The 19,420-nt window shown below is 70.6% G+C and carries 24 protein-coding genes and 2 riboswitches; of the genes, 17 read left to right on the forward strand and 7 right to left on the reverse strand.

The window, feature by feature from the left end; translation table 11 throughout:
• Nucleotides 1-7: 7 nt before the first annotated feature.
• Complete coding sequence (locus AB0M63_RS26705; protein WP_366021182.1) at nucleotides 8-496, reverse strand: flavin reductase family protein; 489 nt, start codon at nucleotides 494-496, stop codon at nucleotides 8-10.
• A gap of 93 nt (nucleotides 497-589) precedes the next feature.
• Between AB0M63_RS26705 and AB0M63_RS26710 the strand changes: the two genes are divergently transcribed.
• The 4 genes from AB0M63_RS26710 to AB0M63_RS26725 all read left to right on the forward strand — a co-directional run bounded on the left by AB0M63_RS26710 (nucleotide 590) and on the right by AB0M63_RS26725 (nucleotide 3,906).
• The gene (locus AB0M63_RS26710) at nucleotides 590-1,744 is read left to right on the forward strand and encodes an AI-2E family transporter (RefSeq protein WP_355908709.1); all 1,155 of its coding nucleotides are present in this window, start codon (nucleotides 590-592) and stop codon (nucleotides 1,742-1,744) included.
• Nucleotides 1,745-1,857: 113 nt separating this feature from the next.
• Nucleotides 1,858-2,202, forward strand: coding sequence for a hypothetical protein (locus AB0M63_RS26715; protein ID WP_355908712.1), 345 nt, complete (start codon nucleotides 1,858-1,860; stop codon nucleotides 2,200-2,202).
• Nucleotides 2,203-2,246: 44 nt separating this feature from the next.
• Complete coding sequence (locus tag AB0M63_RS26720) at nucleotides 2,247-3,212, forward strand: LLM class F420-dependent oxidoreductase (RefSeq protein ID WP_355909214.1); 966 nt, start codon at nucleotides 2,247-2,249, stop codon at nucleotides 3,210-3,212.
• Nucleotides 3,213-3,231: 19 nt separating this feature from the next.
• Nucleotides 3,232-3,906, forward strand: a complete 675-nt coding sequence (locus AB0M63_RS26725; RefSeq protein WP_366021183.1) for an HAD family hydrolase — start codon at nucleotides 3,232-3,234, stop codon at nucleotides 3,904-3,906.
• 103 nt (nucleotides 3,907-4,009) lie between these two features.
• On the opposite strand, the gene AB0M63_RS26730 is transcribed toward AB0M63_RS26725, so the two are convergent.
• The gene (locus AB0M63_RS26730) at nucleotides 4,010-4,375 is read right to left on the reverse strand and encodes a hypothetical protein (protein ID WP_366021184.1); all 366 of its coding nucleotides are present in this window, start codon (nucleotides 4,373-4,375) and stop codon (nucleotides 4,010-4,012) included.
• The gene (locus AB0M63_RS26735; RefSeq protein ID WP_355908720.1) at nucleotides 4,375-5,022 is read right to left on the reverse strand and encodes a maleylpyruvate isomerase family mycothiol-dependent enzyme; all 648 of its coding nucleotides are present in this window, start codon (nucleotides 5,020-5,022) and stop codon (nucleotides 4,375-4,377) included. The genes AB0M63_RS26730 and AB0M63_RS26735 overlap by 1 nt, the downstream gene beginning before the upstream one ends.
• 70 nt (nucleotides 5,023-5,092) lie before the next feature.
• Between AB0M63_RS26735 and AB0M63_RS26740 the strand changes: the two genes are divergently transcribed.
• The gene (locus AB0M63_RS26740) at nucleotides 5,093-5,536 is read left to right on the forward strand and encodes a MarR family transcriptional regulator (protein ID WP_366021185.1); all 444 of its coding nucleotides are present in this window, start codon (nucleotides 5,093-5,095) and stop codon (nucleotides 5,534-5,536) included.
• On the opposite strand, the gene AB0M63_RS26745 is transcribed toward AB0M63_RS26740, so the two are convergent.
• Nucleotides 5,517-6,437: an aldo/keto reductase gene (locus AB0M63_RS26745; protein WP_366021186.1), complete on the reverse strand. Its 921-nt coding sequence runs from the start codon at nucleotides 6,435-6,437 to the stop codon at nucleotides 5,517-5,519. The genes AB0M63_RS26740 and AB0M63_RS26745 overlap by 20 nt on opposite strands.
• Before the next feature lie 231 nt (nucleotides 6,438-6,668).
• Nucleotides 6,669-7,646 carry a winged helix-turn-helix domain-containing protein gene (locus AB0M63_RS26750; protein WP_355908729.1) on the reverse strand — a complete coding sequence of 326 codons (978 nt, stop codon included), beginning with the start codon at nucleotides 7,644-7,646 and terminating at the stop codon, nucleotides 6,669-6,671.
• Between the two features lie 208 nt (nucleotides 7,647-7,854).
• Between AB0M63_RS26750 and AB0M63_RS26755 the strand changes: the two genes are divergently transcribed.
• Nucleotides 7,855-8,679: a DUF427 domain-containing protein gene (locus tag AB0M63_RS26755; protein WP_366021187.1), complete on the forward strand. Its 825-nt coding sequence runs from the start codon at nucleotides 7,855-7,857 to the stop codon at nucleotides 8,677-8,679.
• Between the two features lie 95 nt (nucleotides 8,680-8,774).
• Entirely contained in the window at nucleotides 8,775-9,584 is an 810-nt protein-coding gene (locus tag AB0M63_RS26760) for a hypothetical protein (protein WP_366021188.1), read from the forward strand.
• 7 nt (nucleotides 9,585-9,591) lie between these two features.
• Here the strand turns inward: AB0M63_RS26760 and AB0M63_RS26765 are convergent, their stop codons facing one another.
• A complete protein-coding gene (locus tag AB0M63_RS26765; RefSeq protein WP_366021189.1) occupies nucleotides 9,592-10,689 on the reverse strand; it encodes a hypothetical protein in 1,098 nt (365 codons plus the stop codon).
• Between the two features lie 264 nt (nucleotides 10,690-10,953).
• Between AB0M63_RS26765 and AB0M63_RS26770 the strand changes: the two genes are divergently transcribed.
• From AB0M63_RS26770 to AB0M63_RS26795, 6 genes are all read left to right on the forward strand, one after another.
• Nucleotides 10,954-11,313 carry a hypothetical protein gene (locus AB0M63_RS26770; RefSeq protein WP_355908740.1) on the forward strand — a complete coding sequence of 120 codons (360 nt, stop codon included), beginning with the start codon at nucleotides 10,954-10,956 and terminating at the stop codon, nucleotides 11,311-11,313.
• Nucleotides 11,314-11,360: 47 nt separating this feature from the next.
• Nucleotides 11,361-11,434, forward strand: a riboswitch (cobalamin riboswitch).
• Nucleotides 11,435-11,491: 57 nt separating this feature from the next.
• Nucleotides 11,492-11,707 (forward strand): CbtB domain-containing protein, encoded by a 216-nt coding sequence (locus AB0M63_RS26775; RefSeq protein ID WP_355908743.1) that lies wholly within the window; start codon nucleotides 11,492-11,494, stop codon nucleotides 11,705-11,707.
• Between the two features lie 36 nt (nucleotides 11,708-11,743).
• Entirely contained in the window at nucleotides 11,744-12,604 is an 861-nt protein-coding gene (locus tag AB0M63_RS26780; protein ID WP_366021190.1) for a CbtA family protein, read from the forward strand.
• Nucleotides 12,605-12,622: 18 nt separating this feature from the next.
• A riboswitch (cobalamin riboswitch) is annotated at nucleotides 12,623-12,836 on the forward strand.
• A gap of 53 nt (nucleotides 12,837-12,889) precedes the next feature.
• The gene (locus AB0M63_RS26785; RefSeq protein ID WP_366021191.1) at nucleotides 12,890-13,951 is read left to right on the forward strand and encodes an ABC transporter substrate-binding protein; all 1,062 of its coding nucleotides are present in this window, start codon (nucleotides 12,890-12,892) and stop codon (nucleotides 13,949-13,951) included.
• A complete protein-coding gene (locus AB0M63_RS26790) occupies nucleotides 13,948-14,961 on the forward strand; it encodes an iron chelate uptake ABC transporter family permease subunit (protein WP_355908752.1) in 1,014 nt (337 codons plus the stop codon). The genes AB0M63_RS26785 and AB0M63_RS26790 overlap by 4 nt, the downstream gene beginning before the upstream one ends.
• A complete protein-coding gene (locus AB0M63_RS26795) occupies nucleotides 14,958-15,752 on the forward strand; it encodes an ABC transporter ATP-binding protein (RefSeq protein ID WP_366021192.1) in 795 nt (264 codons plus the stop codon). Before AB0M63_RS26790 ends, AB0M63_RS26795 begins: the two co-directional genes overlap by 4 nt.
• A 28-nt stretch (nucleotides 15,753-15,780) precedes the next feature.
• On the opposite strand, the gene AB0M63_RS26800 is transcribed toward AB0M63_RS26795, so the two are convergent.
• The gene (locus AB0M63_RS26800) at nucleotides 15,781-16,560 is read right to left on the reverse strand and encodes an SDR family oxidoreductase (RefSeq protein ID WP_355908758.1); all 780 of its coding nucleotides are present in this window, start codon (nucleotides 16,558-16,560) and stop codon (nucleotides 15,781-15,783) included.
• A 70-nt stretch (nucleotides 16,561-16,630) separates the two neighbouring features.
• Between AB0M63_RS26800 and AB0M63_RS26805 the strand changes: the two genes are divergently transcribed.
• From AB0M63_RS26805 to gap, 4 genes are all read left to right on the forward strand, one after another.
• Nucleotides 16,631-16,867: a hypothetical protein gene (locus tag AB0M63_RS26805; protein WP_043662961.1), complete on the forward strand. Its 237-nt coding sequence runs from the start codon at nucleotides 16,631-16,633 to the stop codon at nucleotides 16,865-16,867.
• Nucleotides 16,867-17,244, forward strand: a complete 378-nt coding sequence (locus tag AB0M63_RS26810; RefSeq protein WP_366021193.1) for a toxin Doc — start codon at nucleotides 16,867-16,869, stop codon at nucleotides 17,242-17,244. The genes AB0M63_RS26805 and AB0M63_RS26810 overlap by 1 nt, the downstream gene beginning before the upstream one ends.
• Before the next feature lie 57 nt (nucleotides 17,245-17,301).
• Entirely contained in the window at nucleotides 17,302-18,258 is a 957-nt protein-coding gene (locus AB0M63_RS26815) for a helix-turn-helix domain-containing protein (protein ID WP_355908764.1), read from the forward strand.
• Between the two features lie 112 nt (nucleotides 18,259-18,370).
• Complete coding sequence (gene gap, locus AB0M63_RS26820; RefSeq protein WP_355908767.1) at nucleotides 18,371-19,369, forward strand: type I glyceraldehyde-3-phosphate dehydrogenase; 999 nt, start codon at nucleotides 18,371-18,373, stop codon at nucleotides 19,367-19,369.
• Nucleotides 19,370-19,420: the final 51 nt, after the last annotated feature.

A 19,420-nucleotide genomic window follows, 5' to 3' on the forward strand; every position in this document is an offset into this window, starting at 1 on the left:
CGGCGGCTCAGTCCGCCGGATGACCCGGGGCGATGTCGAGAGCGTCGGCCAAGGTCAGCAGAGGCGTGTCGCCTCCCACGAGGTTCTCCGCCGCCTCCGGCGCGAGCAGGAAGCCGACGTGGTCGCCGCCGTCGACCCGGTTCTGCACACGACCGACGAACCAGGCGGGAGCCTCGTCGAGGACCGGCGGCCCGCCGGGCCCCGGATGCCAGGCGACCGCCGCGAACTTGTCGGTGCGGTCGCCGGTCTCCCCGCCGAAGAGCCGGGCCAGCCGGTCCTGGTCACGGCGGAGCAGATGGACCGCGAGCCGCTCGGCACGCTCCGCCACCCTGTATGTCCGGTTGGCCCTGGACAGCCACACCATGAACCGGGCGGGCCGGATCGAGCACTGCGAGGCGAATCCGACCAGACAGCCGGATCTCTCCCCGTCGGCCTCGGCGGTCACCACGTACATCGGGTAGTCGAGCAGGTCGGTGAAGGGATCCAGATCGATCACGCTGAGTGACTCCCGCCGGAAGAGATCGATGCGATACGAGCGAAGTGCGTGGGTACCCGGGAACGGTGCCACCTACCCGTGAGAGGCGTCGCGATGTCTGCCCAGTCCGAGCCCGAGTCCGCTCGGGAGGAGCACGGCGCGCCGGAGCAGGCCGGTGTGAACGGCTCCGCGCCCGGCTCCGGGAACATCCTGGAGCCCACGCGGCGAGAAGCACGCGGCGGACGCCGGCGGTCCTGGACGCGGGTGGGCTTCGCCCTGGGTCTGGGCGCGAGCCTGGCGTGGCTCGCCGTGCAGACCGTGCTGCGGGTCAGCTCGATGCTGACCCTGATCCTGCTGGCCGTGTTCATCGCCATCAGCCTGGAACCGCTCGTCGTGTGGTTCACACGCCGGGGTCTACGGCGTGGCTGGGCCGTCACGATCGTCCTCACCGGGTTCATCGTGGTACTCGGCGGCTTCCTGGCCCTGGTCATTCCGCCGGTGACCAAGGAGATCAGCTCACTGGTCGACGCGGTGCCCGGCTGGCTGGAGCAGCTCCACAACCACCAGTCGACGATCGGCCGCCTGGAGGACCGCTACCACGTGGTCGAGAGGGCCAAGCAGGAGATCGCTTCAGGAGGCAGCGCGAGCGGCCTCGCAGGGGGCGTCCTGGGCGCCGGCCAGATGGTCCTCAGCACCCTCACGTCCACGGCGATCGTGATCACGGTGACCCTGTACTGCATGGCAGCGCTGCCGGCCATGAAACAGTTCTGCTACCGCTTCGTGGCCGTCAGCCGCCGTGAGCGCGTCGAGGGCGTGGCCGAAGAGGTCATGAGCCGGATAGGCAAGTACATGCTCGGGAACCTCATCACCTCGGGGATCGCCGGAGCCGCCACCTTCGGCTGGTGTCTGGCGACGGGCGTCCCCTATGCCGCCGCGCTGGGCATCTTCACCGCTCTGATGGACCTGATCCCGATCGTCGGCTCCACCCTCGCCGGAATCGTCGTCAGCCTCGTCGCCCTCTCCGTGTCCTTGCCCATCGCGATCGCGACCGCCGTCTTCTACATCGTCTTCCGGGTGGCGGAGGACTACCTCATCGTGCCGAGGACCATGAAGTTCGCCGTCGACGTCCACCCGCTGGTCACCATCGTCGCGGTGCTGGTCGGCGGAGCGCTGCTGGGCATCATCGGCGCCCTCGTCGCGATCCCGGCCGCCGTCGCCATCGGCCTGGTCCTCGACGAGTACGTCTTCCCCAAGAAGGAACGCACCTGAGGGCCACGGCACACGTCCGTCCGCGTCAACATCGCCGTCCTGGGTACTCGCGCCTCAGATCGACTTCGTACGGGTTCACACGAACCTTGCCCCCACCCAGGAGAGAGCCCCTGATGGCCACTGTGTCCCTGACCGGAGCGTCCAGGGAGGACGCCGCCACCGTCTTCGGCGTGCTGCGGACGGCGTTCCCCGGCGACCGACCCCACGACGACGTGCCGCACGAGCAGCCGGGCGACCAATTCCCTGTGTGGACCGCGGAGTTCGAGCCCACACGCGAGCGCGTCCCGACCGACCCGAGGCCCCTCACCGGCTCCGTCTCCGCCACACTCCAGGGCGGCTACCTCGCCGTGGACCAACTGTTCGAAGCCCTGAGCGCCACCTTCGCCGTGGACCACTGGGGCGCGGCGTCGGGAGACCAGGAGAAGGAGGTCGACCTGCGGCTCACCACCAGGCGGTGACGGAAGACCGTCCACCCGCGACCCACGACGAGGAGATGAGCGACATGGCGAAGATCGGGTACACGATGATGACCGAGCAGACCGGTCCCCGGGAACTCGTCGACCACGTGGTCGGCGCCGAGCGGGCCGGCTTCGACTTCTCGGTCACGTCCGACCACTACTTCCCCTGGCTGGAGTCCCAGGGCCACGCCTCCTACGCGTGGAGCGTGCTCGGCGCGGCGGCGCAGGCCACCGAACGCATCCCCCTCATGACCTACGTGACCTGCCCGACGACCCGCTACCACCCGGCGGTCGTCGCCCAGAAGGCCGCCACCCTCCAGCTGCTCTCCCAAGGCCGCTTTCGTCTCGGACTCGGCTCGGGGGAGAACCTCAACGAGCATGTGGTGGGCGGGGGTTGGCCCGCCGCACACGTCCGCCTTGAGATGCTGGAGGAGGCCGTGGAGATCATCCGGTCCCTCTTCGCGGGGGAGAACGTCAACCATCACGGCGCCCACTTCGACGTGGAGAACGCCAAGTTGTGGGATCTGCCCGCCGAGGCCACGCCGATCGGTGTCGCCGTCTCGGGTGACAGCTCCTGCGAACTCGCCGGTCACGCCGCCGACTTGATGATCGCCACCGAGCCCAAGCCGGAACTGGTCTCCGCCTTCGACGACCACGGCGGCACGGGCAAGCCCAAGGTCGGCCAACTGCCGATCAGTTACGACACCGACCGCGACGCGGCCATCGCCCGCGCGCACGACCAGTTCCGCTGGTTCGGCGGCGGCTGGCCGGTCAACTCCGAACTCCCGGGGCCCGCCGCGTTCGAGGCCGCCACCCGGTTCGTACGACCCGAGGACGTGGCCGAGTCCATCCCCTGCGGCGACGACGTCGAGGCGGTCGTCGAGGCCGTACGCCCCTACGTCGACGCGGGGTTCACCGAGGTGGCCCTCGTCCAGATCGGCGGCGACCAGCAGGAGCCGTACCTGGAATGGGCCGAACAGAAGCTGCTCCCCGCCCTCCGGGAACTGTGAGAGGGCGAGGGCATCCGTCATGACCACGAAACGCGCCGCGATCTTCGACGTCGACGGAACACTCGTCGACACCAACCACCTGCACGTCGTCACCTGGTGGGAGGCGTTCCGGCAGGCGGGCCACCACGTCCCCATGCGGGACATCCACCGCGCGGTGGGCCTCAGCGGCGACGACCTGCTGGACCACCTGCTGGGCGACGTCGACCGGGATCCCGACGAGGACGAGCAACTCGCCGCGGCCCACCACGCCCTCTACGCCACGTACTTCGAGCGGCTCCCGTCGCTGGACGCGGCCGGCGACCTGCTGCGCGCCCTGGCCGGGCGGGGCTGGGAGATCGTCCTGGCGACCTCGGCGAGCGGGGCGGAACTCTCCGCGCTACGGCGAGCCATCGACGCGGACGACGTCATCCGCCAGGCGGCCAGCGCGGACGACGTCACCCACGGCAAACCCGCCCCCGATCCGGTCCATCAGGCCAGAGAACTCGCCGGCGTACCGAGCGAACGAGCCGTGTTCGTCGGCGACACCGTCTGGGACATGCAGGCAGGCGTACGGGACGGGGTGGTCCCGGTGGCGGTCCTGTCCGGCGGGATCCCACGCGCCGACCTGGAAGAGGCCGGCGCCCACGCGGTGTACCGGGACCCCGCCGACCTGCTGGGGCACCTGGACTCCAGCGTCTTCGCCGAGATGGAGTGAGGTACCGGGTCCCTGCGGGCGGGCCGACCCGAGGCCGCGGTGGCCACCGTCCCCCTGTGTACGGTGGCCACCGCGCCCGCGAGGTGATGTGGCCGGTGTGGCGTCAGGCATGCTCGGCCTTGGCCGGGCGGGCGGCGGGTGACAGCACGGGCGCCAGCATCGCGACGGCTACGGCGGTGCCGGCGATGAGGACCGCCACGACGGTCCGGGCCCAGTTGGGCGCGTCCGAGGTGAAGAACACCGGGATGCCGAGGAGGGCCGAGACCACCCGCGAGCCGACGACGACCCGCAGGGCGCGGATGTCGCCCCGGTCTGCGGGCCGGTAGGCCGCCAGGGTGACGGCACCCAGCACCGCGCCGGTGATGGCGACGCCGGGCGGCGGCCCCGCATGCTGCCAGAGGCCGATGATGCCGACCAGGTCGACTACGGCAAGAACTGCGCAGAGGGTCATTCCTATGGTGCGACGCATCAGGTGCTCCGTTTCTCGTGCGAGGACTTGAGCCGGTCGGCGCCGTCGCCCCGCAGGGTGTGCAGACAGGCGGTGCGTCCGGTCGAGAGCAGCAGCAGGGCCAGGGCGGGCCCGGCGATCTCCGGCCCGTCGCCCGCCGTCCAGTCGGTGTCGGTGGCCCGGAGGGTGAAGCCGGCCAGGCGGCGCTCGGCGTGGAACGGCCAGCCCATCGCCCATACCCGCCGCAGCGCTTCCCGGCTGTGTTCGGCCGGGACGGGAAGCTGTCGAGCGAGCGGGAGGGCGATGTCCTGGCTGTGGACGATCGCGTCGAACAACGCGTTGCGGGTGTCCAGCACCTTCGCCGTGCGCCGGGTGCCGGCGTGGCCGCGGATGGCGGCGACCAGGTCCGCGGGATCGCGGGAGCCGTGCCGGCGGGCCAGCACGGTGTTGATCCGGTCGGGGCTGAACCGTGCGCGCGGTGCGACCGCGAGCATGTCCCAGGTGGTGATGGTGGGCACCAGCGCGAGGTGTCCGGCGACGTCCCGCACCCGCCAGCCCCGGCACAGCGACTCCTGCTCCCATTCGGCCGGGCCGAGTTCCTCCAGCAGGTCGGCGATCCGCAGACGGGTCGCGCGGACAGCGGACCAGTAGGGGTCAGAGTCGCCCATAACAGCCTCCAAAAGTCCGAACCTCGGACCATATTAGTACGAGGTTCGGACCTTCTGCAATGATGGCGGCATGACCGACGACGACACCGACGAGCTCAACCTGGGACTCCTGATGTTCATCCCGTACCGCTTCATGGAGTCGGCCGTGATGGCCGCCCTGAAGTCCGCCGGGCACGACATCTCGCTCACCCAGGCACGGGTCTTCCAGCGGATCGGCCCGGAGGGCTCACGACTGGCCGAGCTGGCCGAGGCGTCACAGGTCAGCAAGCAGACCATCGGGTCGATCGTCGACCAGCTCGAACGGGCCGGCTACGTCCGGCGCGTACCCGACCCGCGCGACGCACGAGCCCGGCTGGTCACACTCACCGCCCAGGGCCACGAACTCGTCGAACTGAGCCTGCCCGTCGTCCGCGACATCCAGGCGAAGTGGACGGCCCACCTGGGCCCCGCGCGCACCCGTCAGCTGAGACAGGCGCTGGAAGCACTGCGGGAGATCACCGATCCACACCGCTGACCGCCGGCCACGGTGTGGCGAGGCGTGCCATCTCCTCCTCCGAGAGCCGCAGCGCGCCGGCCGCCGTGTTCTGCGCGAGGTGGTCCGGATCACCGGTCCCCGGGATCGCCAGCACATGCGGTCCCTGCTGCAGAGTCCAGGCCAGCCGCACCTGCGCGACGGACACACCGTGCGCACGGGCGACGGCGGACACCTCCTCGCTGTCATTCGCGGCCGGACCGGCCTCGCGTCCGGGACCGGCGATCGCGAAGAACGGGACGAAGGCAAGGCCGAGTTCACCACAGAGCCGCAGGAGCGCCTGGTCCTCGCTCGGCGCACCGATCCCGTAAGGGTTCTGCACGCACACGACCGGGGCGATGGCCTGGGCCTCGGCCAGTTGCTCAGGCGTGACGTTGGAGATGCCCAGGTGGCGGATCAGCCCGGCATCGCGGAGTTCCGCCAACACACCGAAGTGCTCGCCGATCGGGCTGGTCCGCCGGCTCGGTGGCACACGCAGGTTCACCACGTCCAGGTGATCGCGGCCGAGTTGGCGCAGGTTCTCCTCGACCTGGCCGCGCAACTGCGCAGGCTCGGCCCACCACCACGCGCCCGAGGGATCGCGGCCCGGCCAGACCTTGGTGGCGATGACCAGGTCCTCCGGGTACGGCGCCAGCGCGCGGTTGATCAGCTCGTTGGCGGAACGCGTCGCCGAGAAGTAGAACGCGGCGGTGTCGATGTGGTTCACGCCGAGTTCGACCGCCCGCCGGAGCACGCCGATCGGCCGATCGCGGTCCCGCGGCACCCCGCGGTCGAAGGGCGCGGTCCCCGTCAGGCGCATCGCGCCGAACCCGACGCGGTTGACGGTCAGGTCACCGAGTCGCCAAGTACCCGCTGCTGCCGCGGTGTTCGTTCGTGGGCTCATGACATGGATCTCCTCTGGCGGGTGGGGAACGGGGACCCGACGGGTGGGGCGAGCGCCTCACGGTGGGTCGACCAGTGCCGGGGCAAGCGGCCCCAGGGCATGAAGAAAGCCTCCTCGGCGGATCGGAGTCCGCGCCGAGAAGGCTCATGTGGTGGTCGGCAATCTAGCAGGGCAGCAAGGATGTTCGCGAAGTGGCCGAGATGTGCGCGGCGCCCGTCCCTTTTCCCCGGCCTATCGGTCCAGCAGCCGTAACCCCAGAGGCGTCGCCGAGTGCCGGACGTACTGGCCGTCCCGATGGCTGGCGATCAGGCCCCCGTCGCGCAACACCCCGAGCTGGTAACTGGCGCTCGGCAGCGCGATGTTGGCCGCCGACGCCACCTCGGACGTCGTACGCGCCCCGTGGGTGGCCAGATGCGCCAGGACGACCGTCCGGGTGCGCCCGAGAAGCCGTTCCAGCCCGTCCTTGCCGGCGCGGACGATCTCCAAGGGCTGTTTGGTGACCGGGAAGACCAGCACCGGACCGAGCGCGGGGTCCGCGAGGGCCGTGGGCCTGCGCCAGCAGAAGTAGGAGGGGATGAGCAGCAGACCGCGTCCCTCCAGATGGAGTTCGCGGTCGACGGGATACTCCACCTCAAGCACGGGAGCGTGCCAACGGGCGTGCGGGCGCAGCGTGTTGAGCAGGGCGGAGGTGCCGCCGTCGAGGAGTGTGCGGGAACGCAGTTCGACATCGTTGGCGACGGCCGTCTGGACGCGGGGCCAGTACGGTTCGAGCAGTGTCTTGCAGGACAGTTCCAGGGCTCGCGTCAACGCCCCCAGGGCCTTGGTACCCGGCCTGTTGAGGGTGGACACCCACGAGGGGAGTGGCCGGGACTCGGCGAGCCGGGTCAGCTCGCGGGTCAGCCGACCGCGCGGAGTGGCCCGTACCTCGTCGAGGCCGCCCGCCAGACCGCCGCTCGTGACCGAGGGCGTGAGGAAGTCGGGAATGTAGCCGACAGGAGGAATCAGGGTCTGCAGGGGCAACAGGGCGCGTCTGGCCACCGGATCCCTGGCCAGCCCGTCGCGCACCGAACGGCGCCAGTGTCCGAATTCGAGTGCTCCTTGCCGCGCGTCCAACCGGCAGACTCCGCACACGAGTTCCCAGAGAGCATGCGGCTGGCGAGCGACTCGGATGTTCTGCAGATCCTGCGAGGTGAAGTGAACGCGGAGCATACGGCCTCATTCCTGCGCGGTGCCGGTGCGCAGTGTCGGTGGGGGTGCGGCCGCGCGAAACATGCGCGCCACCCATGGTGACGAGTGAGGGCCGCGCATGGTTGTCGAAGGGGGGACAGAGGGCTGGATCGCGTCGCAGCGAGGCCGCGGTGGGTCGGTGCGCTTCCATGGAACGGCCGCCTCGGACCAACTCGAAGGAGAGCCGGACATGAGCACGTTCCCCACCGCGCGAGACGTCAGGACCACCCCCGAAGGACTCCTGTGGGAGCCGAGTCAACGGTGGGTACGCGGCCGCAAGGGCGAGGTCACCGTCGTCGACAGCAGGCATCCCGTCCTCGTGTGGGAGCCCGGAGTCCCCGTACCGCTGTACGCCTTCCCGCGCGACGAGGTCCGCCAGGACCTGCTCCACCCGGCGAAGAACCCCGCGACCGGCACGCACACCGGATCACGGATCTTCTACGACCTCGAAGCGGACGGCGGGCTGGTGGAGAACGCGGCCTGGACGTTCCCCGCGGACGACCTGGCCGGGTACATCGCCTTCGAGTGGTTCCGCCGTGTCGGCCGGGGACTGGACCACTGGTACGAGGAGGAGGAAGAGATCTTCATCCACCCCCGCGACCCGCACAAACGGGTCGACGCCGTCGCCGGCAGCCGGCATGTCCGCGTGGAGATCGACGGCACGGTCGTCGCCGACACCCACCGCCCGGTCCTCCTCTTCGAGACCGGCCTGCCGACCCGGTACTACATCCCTCGCGAGGACGTCCGCCTGGACCTGTTCGAACCGACCGACCACAGCACCGGCTGCCCCTACAAGGGGACCGCCACCTACTGGTCGTGGCGGGCCGAGCCCGCGGCCCCCGGCGTTCCCGGTGTTCCGCCGAACATCGTCTGGAGCTATCCGGAGCCGCTGCCCGCCGTGGGCGTGGTCAAGGATCTCCTGGCCTTCTACAACGAGGCGGTCGACATCACCGTGGACGGCGAACTCCAGGAGCGCCCCGTGACCCCGTTCACCGAGACGCTCAGGCCGAGTTGAGGTGAAACAGCCCCGGCAGGGCAGTCGTCCCTTTGCACATGCCGTCACGACGGCTGTCGTGTTCCGGAACTGTCGAAGGACGTCGAAGGACCTTGATGGAGACTCACACAAAGGAAGTGAAGAAGCAGGCGCCGAAACGCAAGGTGCTCGATCTGACCGCTGTGCAGGTGGTGGCGAGTGCGCTGGCCACCGTGGTGGGAGCCGTACTGGCGTCCCTGCTGGGAGTGGCGGGGACGATCATCGGCGCCGCCGTGGTCAGCGCCAGTGCGACCACCGGCGCGGCGGTCTTCCAGCACGCCTTCCACCGGACGGGCGAGGGGATCCGCAAGCGGGTGCCGTCGGTGGCGATGGCACTGACCCCGAGCGAGGAACGGGCGGCCCAACGCGCGGACGCCCGGGCGGCGTTCGCGTTACCGGCCGACGCCACGACCGATGACGCGGGACCGCCGGGCGCCGCCTCCGAGGAGGAGTCGGTGACCGTCTATCGGAGCGGCTCCTCATGGACGTCCTTATGGAAGTCCGTCCGCTGGAAGAAGTACGCGCTGGCGACAGGCCTGATCTTCGCGCTGGCGATGGTCACGGTCACCGCGGGGGAGCTGATCATGGGCAAGCCGATCGCCGCCGTGGTCAAGAACGAATCGGGCAACGGCACTTCGATGGGCGGCGGCTCGGCCGGCACGCACACTCCCGCACCCAGCCCGACACCCACGCCCCTCACGTCCGGCAGCGCGCAGTCGCAGTCGGGCGGCGCCACCTCAACGTCGCCGAGCGAGACACCGGAGACCAGTACCGGCACCGGTACGAGCCCGAGCACCAGCACCGGCTCCAGCCCCGAATCCTCGGCATCCAGTGTGCCGTCCGCGAGCGGCGGTGCCGTGAGCAGCTCCGACACCACCGCTCGTTGATCGTGAGCTACTGAGGTGTCCGGCCAGCCCCGGCCAGCGGCCGGTGGTCGGGAGGATCGGGAAGGCCGAGCTGCCTGCCGAACCTCCGCGAGGCGAGCAGCGCGAGCAGCGCCGTGAGCGCCGCCAGTGCGGCGAGGACGGCCATCAGCCCCGCGAACCAGGGCGGCGCGGCCGTGATCCGCAGCGCCTCGGACAGCCGCGTGGAATGGAACCGCCCGTTGAACAACTGGATCGCGGCCAGCGCGGCCGGCACCACCATGGACAGGCCGAGCACGGCCAGGCTGCCGTGGAGGATCAGCGCCGGAGCGAGCAGAACGCACAGGATCGAGACACCGAGCGCGAACCCGTAGGCGTCGGCGGAGGCACCGTCGCGGTGCAGCGGGAAGTACGACAGTCCGCACAGGACGAGCGCCACCGCCGCGATCAGCCGCGGCCACACCGGAGGAGCGCCGCGCCGGGGCGTCGTACTCGGGCGTCGTCGCGGACGGCGCTGACGGGCCGTACGGTCGTCGGTGCCCTCCGGACCGTACGGGTCCGCCGGGGCGTGCCTGGGTGGCTCGGGCGGTGGCGCGTCCGGGGCGGTGGACTGAACCGGGGCCACTCCCAGGGCGCGGGCGGGCGCGCTCTGTTCCTCGGCCAGGCGGCCGATCAACTGGACGAGTTCCTCGACAGGCCTGGCGGCCGCGGCCCGAACCGCCTCCTCGCCGCAGTGCGGCTCCAGCGGTGCCCGGTGCAGCAGGGCCATGAGCCGGGTGACGTCCTCCACGGGCCGGTTCTCAGCGGCCGCGCGGATCGTTTCGTCGGCGCAGTCGGGATCGCGCGGCGGCCGGGTCAGGAGGGTCACGAGGCGCGTCACGTCCTCCACGGACCGGTTCACACCGACCGCCCGCAGGGCGTCTACGGTGGCCTGCGCGTACTTCGGCGACTGCTCCAGCAGCGTGATGAGCTGGAGCACCTCGTCGAGCGGCCGGTCGGCTACGGCGGCATGCACCAGGCTGTGCATCGGATCGATGTACGCGCCCTCGGCGGGCACGAGCGGGTCGGCCGCGCTGTCGCGAGATATGTCGGGTCGGTCCGGGCTGGGCGAGAAAGAGCTGGTGGTCATGCTCGGCTCCTGAAGAGACTGATGCTGCTATCGCCCTCGAAGCGCGATGAACAAGCTGATCCAGTCCATTACTAGGCGGCCGCCCGCCACCACGCCACGTGAATGCGCCACCCGTGTGACTCCGCCCCGCCGCCGGGGCAACGCGTTCTACGGGCCGGGTGAGGAGCAGCGGACGGCGGGTACCTGGGAAATCGTCCGAAAACGTGTGGGGCGTCGGCCACGGCCCGGCCCCCATGCCCCGCCCTGTCCAAGGAGAGTGACCCCATGGCCACCGTGTCCCTCACCGGAGCGTCCAAGGAGGACGCCGCCATCGTGTTCGACGTGCTGCGGACGGCGTTCCCCACCGACCGGGTCGTCGACGACGTGCCGCAGGAACAGCCGGGCGGCCAATCCGCCGTGTGGACAGCGGAGTTCGAGCCGACACAGGAATGGATCCCCACCGATCCCGTCCCCCTGGAGGGCTCGGTCTCCGCCACACTCCAGGGCGGTTACGTCGCCGTGGACCAGCTCCGCGAGGCCCTGAACGTCGCGTTCGCCGTGGAAGAGCGGGGCACGGCATCCGGCGACCAGGAACAGGAGGTCGACCTACGCCTCACCAGCAAGCGTGACAACAGGCCTGATTGACGGCCTGGAGAGCCGCGCCGTACGCTCCCCGTGTAGTGATGGCATAAGGAAGCTGGTGAGATTCCAGCACGGTCGCGCCACTGTGAGCCCGCCGCCGGAAGGTGGCAGGCGAGTCAGACACTGAACCCTCACTCGCCCGTACACGCAAGGGACGCACGATCCCGAAGGAGGGCTCACCTTGAGCAGCATTTCCACAACCCGCCCGGTGTCCACGCCGGTTGTCCTGCCGGTCTCGAAGTCGATCGTCTGGCTGGTCGGCACCGCGCTGATCGCGCTGGCCGTCTACTACTTCATCGGTGTCGACCAGGGTGCCGTGTCGGTGTTCGGAAACGACATGCACATCCACGAGTTCGTCCACGACGCCCGCCACTTCCTCGGCTTCCCCTGCCACTGACCCTCCGCCGGCACCCGGACGTACGGACAACTCGACATGGAAAAGAAGCTCATACTGCGCGGCATACTCGCCGGCGCAGTCGCGGGGCTGCTCGCGTTCGTGTTCGCGCGGATATTCGCCGAGCCACAGATCGCGAAGGCCATCGACTACGAGAGCGGCCGTGACGCCGCCCAGAACGCCCTGGACAAGGCGGCGGGCGTGCCCGTCGAGGCCGCCGACCCCGACCTGTTCAGCCGGACCATCCAGGCCAACGTCGGCGTCGGCGTCGGCATGATCTTCTTCGGGATGGCGATGGGCGCCCTGTTCGCCGTCGCCTACACCGTCTGCCTGGGCCGCACCGGCGGTCTGCGGGCCCGCAACCTGGCGCTCCTCGTCGCGGGCGGCGGCTTCCTCGGCATGTACCTGGTGCCGTTCCTCAAGTACCCGGCCAACCCGCCCGCGATCGGCCACGAGGAGACCATCCAGCAGCGCAGCGCCCTGTACCTGATCATGGTCGTGTGCTCCGTCGCCTTCCTCGCCGGAGCCGTCTACCTCGGCAAGCACCTCCAGGCGCGGTTCGGCAACTGGAACGCCACGCTGCTCGCCTCCGGGGCCTTCGTCGTCGCGATCGGGATCGTCATGCTGCTCCTGCCGCAGCTCGGCCATCTCTCGTACAACCAGGCCAACTTCGGCGACCACGCCACCGAGACACCGCTGCCGCTGACCGACTCCAAGGGCACCATCGTCTACCCGGGCTTCCCGGCCGACGTGCTCTTCGACTTCCGCTTCTACTCCGTCGCCGCGCAGTTCATCCTGTGGGCGGTCATCGGCCTGGTCTTCGGTCCCCTGGCGGAACGACTGCTGAATCCCGTACGTCCGGACGTCACCGCCCCCTCGCAGGACCCGGTCCCGGCCTGACCACCCGATGGTCGATCTTGATACGTTGTGCGGGCCAGTCGTGCCACAACCGAGGCCAGGGAATCCGGTGGAAATCCGGAACTGACGCGCAGCGGTGAGGGGGACGGGCGGGGCACTCGACGCCACTGGGGCGACGCGGGCCGGCCGAAGGAGCCGGTGCGTGACGCGCCGGGAAGGCGCCCCGCCCGGACGAACCCGAGTCCGAAGACCTGCTGGCGCCTTCTCGCCCTCGGCGAGGGGGAGTTCGTAGGCCAGGCTCCGCGTTCGAGCCCCGACAGGCAAGGCATGCCCGTGATCCGTACCGCCCCCGTTCCACCGCGCCGCCGTACCGCGACCCTTCTCCTCGCGCCCGCCCTGCTGCTGACCGCGTGCGGCGGCTCCGCCGAGGACAGTACCGACGGCAGGGCGGAGAGGTCCGCCGCGGGCTTCCCGCTCACCCTCGACAACTGCGGACACAAGGTCACGCTGAAGTCGGCCCCCGAGCGGGTCGTCTCGCTCAACCAGGGCACCACCGAGATCCTGCTCTCCCTAGGTCTCGCCGACCGCATGGCCGGCACCGCCACCTGGACCGACCCGGTGCTCAAGGGTCTGGAGAAGGCGAACGCGACCGTGCCGCGCCTCGCCGACAACGCCCCCTCCTTCGAGAAGGTCCTGGACGCCGAACCCGACTTCGTCACCGCCTCGTTCGTGTCGACCCTCGGCAGGGGCGGTGTCGCCACCCGCGAACAGTTCGGGAAGCTGGGCGTGCCGACGTACGTCTCTCCGGCCGACTGCGCGGGCAAGGACAACGACGGCGGCGGCGACGGCTCGCGCAGCACACCGCTCACCCTCGACACCGTCTACGGCGAGATACGCGACCTGTCCCGTGCGCTGGGTGTGAAGGAACGCAGCGACAAGCTCATCGGCCAACTCAGGGAACGGGTACGGAAAGCCACCACCGGCCTGGACGCCTCCGGCACCTCCCTCATGTACTGGTTCGCCAACTCCCAGTCGCCCTACCTGGCCGGCTGCTGCGGCGCCCCCGGAGCCATCACCCGCGCAGTCGGCGCCAAGAACGCCTTCGCCGACACCCACGACGAATGGCCCCAGATCAACTGGGAGACGGTCGCCGACCGCGACCCCGACGTCATCGTCCTCGGTGATCTCACTCGCAAGTCCCAGACCGCCGAGACCGCCAAGGCGAAGATCCACTTCCTGGAGACCAACGCCGCCACCCGCAACCTCACCGCCGTCAGGAAGAAGCGGTACATCCTGCTCAGCGGCCAGGCGATGAACCCCTCCATCCGTACCGTCGAAGGGATCGAGCAGGTCGCCGCCGGCCTGCGCGGCTTCGGACTCGCCAAGTGACCGTCCGCACCCTGCTGTTGACGGGCGGCGGACTCGCGGCGCTGGCCGTCTCCGTGGCCTTCGCCGTGACCATCGGACCCGCCGACATCTCCACCGCCGACGTATGGGCGTCCGTCGCGTCACACCTCGGCGGCGGCGACAGCACGCTCGCCCCGCTGCGGGACGGCATCGTCTGGGACCTGCGGATGCCCCGCACCCTGCTGGCCGCCGTCTGCGGGGCCGGGCTCGCGCTGTGCGGCGCGGTCATGCAGTCACTGCTGCGCAATCCGCTGGCGGATCCGTTCGTGCTCGGCGTCTCCTCCGGGGCGTCCACGGGGGCGGTGGCCGTCGTGGTGCTCGGCGTGGGCGGCGGGGCCGTGTCGCTGTCGGCCGGGGCCTTCGTCGGCGCACTCGTGTCGTTCGGTCTGGTGATGCTGCTCAGCCACAGCCTCGGCGCGAGCATGGACCGGGTCGTCCTGTCCGGCGTGGCCGCCATGCAACTCTTCTCCGCGCTCACCTCGTTCACCGTGCTGACCTCAGCGGACGCGGAGACCACCAAGGGCGTCCTGTTCTGGCTGCTCGGGTCGCTCTCCGGCGCCGACTGGGGCCAAGTACTGCTGTGCGCGGTCGCGTTGGCCGCGGTCCTCGTCGTGTGCCTCGGCCACGCCACCACCCTGGACGCGTTCGTCTTCGGCGAGGAGGCGGCCGCCGGGCTCGGTGTGAACGTCGTCCGGGCCCGGCTGATCCTGCTGTGCGCCACCGCGCTCCTCACGGCGGTCCTGGTGAGCTGCGCCGGCGCGATCGGCTTCGTGGGGCTGGTCCTGCCGCATGTCACGCGGGCACTCACCGGTTCCGGGCATGTACGTCTGTTGCCGGTCACCGCACTGACAGGGGCCGTGTTCCTGGTGTGGGTGGACACCCTCGCCCGTACGGTCGTCGATCCGCAGGAGGTGCCGGTGGGCGTGGTGACATCCCTGATTGGCGTACCCGCGTTCGTGGTCGTGCTGCACCGGGGCCGGAGGAGGACATGACCGCCCTCGATCCTGACGGCGGCCTCCGCGCCGACCGTGTCGCCCGCCGCACCGACGGCCGGCTCATCGTCGACGGAGTCACCCTCGTCCTGCGCCCAGGCGAGACCGTCGGCCTGCTCGGCCCCAACGGGTCAGGAAAATCAACCCTGTTGCGCCTGCTCGCCGGTGTCCTGCCTGCCTCGACCGGTGTCGTGACGCTGGACGGTCGCCCGTTGCCGGCGGTCGGCCGCCGCGCCACCGCCCGCCGTATCGCCTCGGTGGAACAACACACCCACACCCAGACCGAGTTGACCGTCCGCGAGGTCGTGGCCCTCGGCCGCATCCCGCACCGCTGCGCCTGGTCACCGGCGCAGGCCGCCGACTCCCGCGCCGTCAGCGAGGCCCTGGCACGCACCGGCCTCACCGACCGCGCCGCCCAGTCCTGGCACACCCTGTCCGGCGGCGAGCGTCAACGCGCCCAGATCGCCCGCGCGTTGGCCCAGGAACCCCGCGAACTCCTGCTGGACGAACCGACCAACCACCTCGACATCCAGCACCAGTTGGACCTGCTCGACCTGATCGCCGACCTCCCGGTCACCACCGTGATCGCCCTGCACGACCTCAACCTCGCCGCCATGTACTGCGACCGCCTGCTCATCCTGAACACCGGCCGCACCATCGCCGAGGGCACCCCGACCGACGTCCTGACCCCGGCCCTCATCAAGGACGTCTACGGTGTCCAGGCCGAGGTCACGCACGACCCCGGGCACCCCGTGATCCGGTTCCTGCGCCGGGGGAGCGGGTTGCCGTAGACGACGACCACTGCTCTCTCGACCGGCCTCAGTGCACGGAGAACCCGCCGTCCACGAAGACCGACTGCCCGGTGACATAGGCCGAGGCCCGGCCGGCCAGGAACACCACCGCGCCCGCGAAGTCCTCGGCGAGACCGTTGCGCCCGACCAGTGTGCGTGCGGCCAGTGCCGCCACCTTCTCCGGGTCGGAGGACAGGCGCCTGTTGAGCGGTGTCATCACGAAACCCGGGACCAGTGTGTTGCAGGTGACGCCGTGCGGCGACCATGCCTCGGCCTGGGAGCGGGCCAGTGACTCCAAGGCGCCTTTGGACACCCCGTAGGCGCCGCTCTGGACGAACGCCCGGTGCGCCTGCTGGGAGGTGATGTGGATGATGCGGCCGAAGCCCCGCTCGGCCATGCCCGGGCCGAAGCGCTGGCCCAGGAGGTGGGGCGCCTCCAGGTTCAGGGCCATCGTGGTGTCCCACACCTCCTCGCTCAACTCGCCCATCGGCGGGCGCAGGTTGATGCCGGCGCTGTTCACGAGAATGTCCGGCTCACCGAATACCCCGGCTGCGGCCTCCGCCGCCGACCGCACCCCGGCACGGGTTCCCAAATCGCCGCTCACCCAGGCCGCCCGGCATCCCTCCGCCGTCAACTCGTCGACCGTGGCGGCCAGTTCCGCCTCCTTGCGGGCCACGACGACCACGGAGGCCCCGGCCCGCGCGAGCGCCCCGGCGGCGGCCCGGCCGATGCCGGAACTGCCGCCCGTGACCACGGCGACCCGGCCGTCCAGCGAGAACATGTCGAAGAGGTAGTCGCGAGAGATCATTCCCGCAGCCTAGACGCCGGGTCCAGGAGGACACCTCCCACTTATGGCACCAACTAGGTACCATCGATGTATGCCATCGCTGAATGTGTCCTTCACGGAAGAGGAACTCGACGGAGTCCGCGCCGCCGCCGCGGCCGAGGGCAAGAGCCTCAAGCAGTACCTGCACGACCTCGGTGTGCGGGAGATGCAGCGCGGCCAGTTCGTCGCGGGTGCGTCCGCGTGGGCCGAGCGGCTGCGCGGCGAGTTCGACGACGCCTTCCCCGACGAGGTGCCGCCCTCCGAGCGCGACGGGGCCGCGGCCGCCTGATGCACCTGTACATCGACGTCTCCTGGCTGCTCGACGTCCAGGAGGCCGCCCTCTCCGACGAGGACATGTCGGTCTCGGACTACTCCGCGCTCGTGGCCGCCGTAGCGCGTCACAAGACCAAGCTGCCGACGCTCGCCGCGGCCGACCCGGACGCCGCCTGGCGGGCCGCCGCGCTCATGCACACCATCGTGCGCCTGGAGCCGCTGCCGCACCGCAACAGCCTGTACGCCGCGTTCGTCGCCGCGCAGTACATGGGCCAGTCCGGCGAGGGCATCGACCCGCCCTACGGCGCCCTGTCCGACCTCGTCCGCAAGATCCGCGACACCGGCGTCGGTGTCCTCGCCGTCGCCGACCAACTGCGGTCCTGGAGGGTCTGACCTGGTCCTTCCGGGTCCCGGCGGTCGGGTGGCCGTAGCGCTGCGTAGGCTGTTGACGTGTCAGCCGCCCGCCTCCGCCGTGTCGCCGTCCTCGTGCTCGAAGGCGCCAAGCCGCTCGACGTCGGTATCCCCGCGCAGGTGTTCACGACGCGAGCGAGCATGCCGTACGAGGTGCGGCTGTGCGGTGCGGCGCCCGGGCTGGTGACCGGGGGCGACGGGCTGTCGTACCACGTGGCGGACGGGCTGGACGCGCTGGAGTGGGCCGAGATCGTCTTCCTGCCGGGCTATCGGTTCCCGGACCGCGAGGACCCGCCGCGGGCCGTCGTCGACGCGCTGATCGCCGCGCACGACCGGGGTGCGCGGCTGGCCGCGATCTCGACCGGTGCCTTCGCGCTCGCCGCCACGGGCCTGCTCGACGGCAAGCGGGCCACGACGCACTGGCACTACACGCGGGCGCTCGCGGCGAAGTACCCGCTGGTCAAGGTCGACGAGAACGTGCTGTTCGTCGACGAGGGCGACGTGCTGACCTCGGCGGGCGCCGCCTCCGGCATCGACCTGTGTCTGCACATCCTGCGCGGCGACCTCGGCGTGGCCGCGTCCAACCACGCGGCCCGGCGGCTGGTCGCGGCCCCCTACCGCAGCGGTGGGCAGGCGCAGTACGTGCCGCGCAGTGTGCCCGAGCCGCTCGGTGAACGGTTCGCCGCCACCCGCGAGTGGGCACTGCACCGGCTCGGCGAGCCCCTCACCCTCGAAACGCTGGCCCGGCAGGCGGCGGTCTCACCGCGCACGTTCTCCCGCCGCTTCGTCGACGAGACCGGCTACACGCCGATGCAGTGGGTCATGCGCGCCCGCATCGACATGGCCCGCGAACTGCTCGAACGCTCCGAGCGCAGCGTCGAGCAGATCGCCGCCGACGTCGGTCTCGGCACCGGCGCGAATCTCCGGCTGCACTTCCACCGCCTCCTCGGCACCACACCGAGCGAATACCGGCGCACCTTCGCCCAGGGCGAGTAGCCGCGGCCCCGCCGAGCGGCTTGGCGACATCCTTTTGAACCGTGGCGATCACGCCACTGTCACCGACGGTCGCCGCGCGCGAGCCTGGTGTCGAACCGAAGGGACATCACTCATGACTCGCATTGCCATCAACGGATTCGGCCGCATCGGACGCAATGTGCTGCGCGCCCTGCTCGAACGCGACAGCGACCTCGAAGTCGTCGCCGTCAACGACCTGACGGAGCCCGCCACCCTGGCGCGACTGCTCGCCTTCGACACGACGTCCGGCCGGCTCGGCCGCCCCGTGACCGTCGACGGGGACACCCTCGTCGTCGACGGCCGACGCATCAAGGTGCTCGCCGAGCGCGAACCGGCGGACCTGCCCTGGGCCGAGCTGGAAGTCGACCTCGTCCTTGAGGCCACGGGCCGTTTCACCTCCGCCAAGGCCGCCCGCGCCCACCTCGACGCGGGCGCGCGGAAGGTACTCGTCAGCGCGCCGTCGGACGGTGCCGACGTCACCCTCGCTTACGGGGTCAACAACGACGCCTACGACCCGGCCACCCACACCATCGTGTCGAACGCCTCCTGCACGACCAACGCGCTGGCACCGCTCGCCGCGGTGCTCGACGAACTCGCCGGCATCGAGCACGGCTTCATGACCACGGTGCACGCCTACACGCAGGAGCAGAACCTCCAGGACGGCCCGCACCGGGACGCCCGCCGCGCCCGGGCCGCCGCGGTCAACATCGTGCCGACCACGACCGGCGCCGCCAAGGCGATCGGCCACGTCCTGCCGAACCTCGACGGCAAGCTGTCGGGCGACTCGATCCGGGTGCCCGTGCCGGTCGGCTCGATCGTCGAACTCAACACCACCGTCGCCCGCGACGTGACCCGCGAGGACGTCCTCGCGGCCTACCGCACCGCGGCAGAGGGACCCCTCGCCGGCGTCCTCGAATACTCCGACGACGCGCTCGTCTCCTCCGACATCACCGGCAACCCCGCCTCGTCGATCTTCGACTCCGCGCTCACCCGGGTCGACGGCCGTCATGTGAAGGTCGTCGCCTGGTACGACAACGAGTGGGGCTTCTCCAACCGGGTGATCGACACACTCGAACTCCTCGCCGCCGGCTGACCGAGGCGGTTGTGAGTGTCAAGGGGCGGGCGACCGGTGGTGCCGTAGTGT

The sequence above is a fragment of the Streptomyces sp. NPDC051576 genome (genome assembly GCF_040681835.1).
Taxonomy (GTDB): domain Bacteria; phylum Actinomycetota; class Actinomycetes; order Streptomycetales; family Streptomycetaceae; genus Streptomyces.

Bases quoted from the DNA above. Each gene is read 5' to 3' on its own strand.
- AB0M63_RS26730 (WP_366021184.1), bottom strand. From the start codon at position 4,375: ATGCGTCGCACCATAGGAATGACCCTCTGCGCAGTTCTTGCCGTAGTC.
- AB0M63_RS26750 (WP_355908729.1), bottom strand. From the start codon at position 7,646: ATGCTCCGCGTTCACTTCACCTCGCAGGATCTGCAGAACATCCGAGTC.
- AB0M63_RS26725 (WP_366021183.1), top strand. From the start codon at position 3,232: ATGACCACGAAACGCGCCGCGATCTTCGACGTCGACGGAACACTCGTC.
- AB0M63_RS26780 (WP_366021190.1), top strand. From the start codon at position 11,744: ATGGAAAAGAAGCTCATACTGCGCGGCATACTCGCCGGCGCAGTCGCG.
- AB0M63_RS26745 (WP_366021186.1), bottom strand. From the start codon at position 6,437: ATGAGCCCACGAACGAACACCGCGGCAGCAGCGGGTACTTGGCGACTC.
- AB0M63_RS26760 (WP_366021188.1), top strand. From the start codon at position 8,775: ATGGAGACTCACACAAAGGAAGTGAAGAAGCAGGCGCCGAAACGCAAG.
- AB0M63_RS26720 (WP_355909214.1), top strand. From the start codon at position 2,247: ATGGCGAAGATCGGGTACACGATGATGACCGAGCAGACCGGTCCCCGG.
- AB0M63_RS26810 (WP_366021193.1), top strand. From the start codon at position 16,867: ATGCACCTGTACATCGACGTCTCCTGGCTGCTCGACGTCCAGGAGGCC.
- AB0M63_RS26770 (WP_355908740.1), top strand. From the start codon at position 10,954: ATGGCCACCGTGTCCCTCACCGGAGCGTCCAAGGAGGACGCCGCCATC.
- AB0M63_RS26710 (WP_355908709.1), top strand. From the start codon at position 590: ATGTCTGCCCAGTCCGAGCCCGAGTCCGCTCGGGAGGAGCACGGCGCG.
- gap (WP_355908767.1), top strand. From the start codon at position 18,371: ATGACTCGCATTGCCATCAACGGATTCGGCCGCATCGGACGCAATGTG.
- AB0M63_RS26735 (WP_355908720.1), bottom strand. From the start codon at position 5,022: ATGGGCGACTCTGACCCCTACTGGTCCGCTGTCCGCGCGACCCGTCTG.
- AB0M63_RS26765 (WP_366021189.1), bottom strand. From the start codon at position 10,689: ATGACCACCAGCTCTTTCTCGCCCAGCCCGGACCGACCCGACATATCT.
- AB0M63_RS26785 (WP_366021191.1), top strand. From the start codon at position 12,890: ATGCCCGTGATCCGTACCGCCCCCGTTCCACCGCGCCGCCGTACCGCG.
- AB0M63_RS26715 (WP_355908712.1), top strand. From the start codon at position 1,858: ATGGCCACTGTGTCCCTGACCGGAGCGTCCAGGGAGGACGCCGCCACC.
- AB0M63_RS26805 (WP_043662961.1), top strand. From the start codon at position 16,631: ATGCCATCGCTGAATGTGTCCTTCACGGAAGAGGAACTCGACGGAGTC.
- AB0M63_RS26800 (WP_355908758.1), bottom strand. From the start codon at position 16,560: ATGATCTCTCGCGACTACCTCTTCGACATGTTCTCGCTGGACGGCCGG.
- AB0M63_RS26740 (WP_366021185.1), top strand. From the start codon at position 5,093: ATGACCGACGACGACACCGACGAGCTCAACCTGGGACTCCTGATGTTC.
- AB0M63_RS26795 (WP_366021192.1), top strand. From the start codon at position 14,958: ATGACCGCCCTCGATCCTGACGGCGGCCTCCGCGCCGACCGTGTCGCC.
- AB0M63_RS26755 (WP_366021187.1), top strand. From the start codon at position 7,855: ATGAGCACGTTCCCCACCGCGCGAGACGTCAGGACCACCCCCGAAGGA.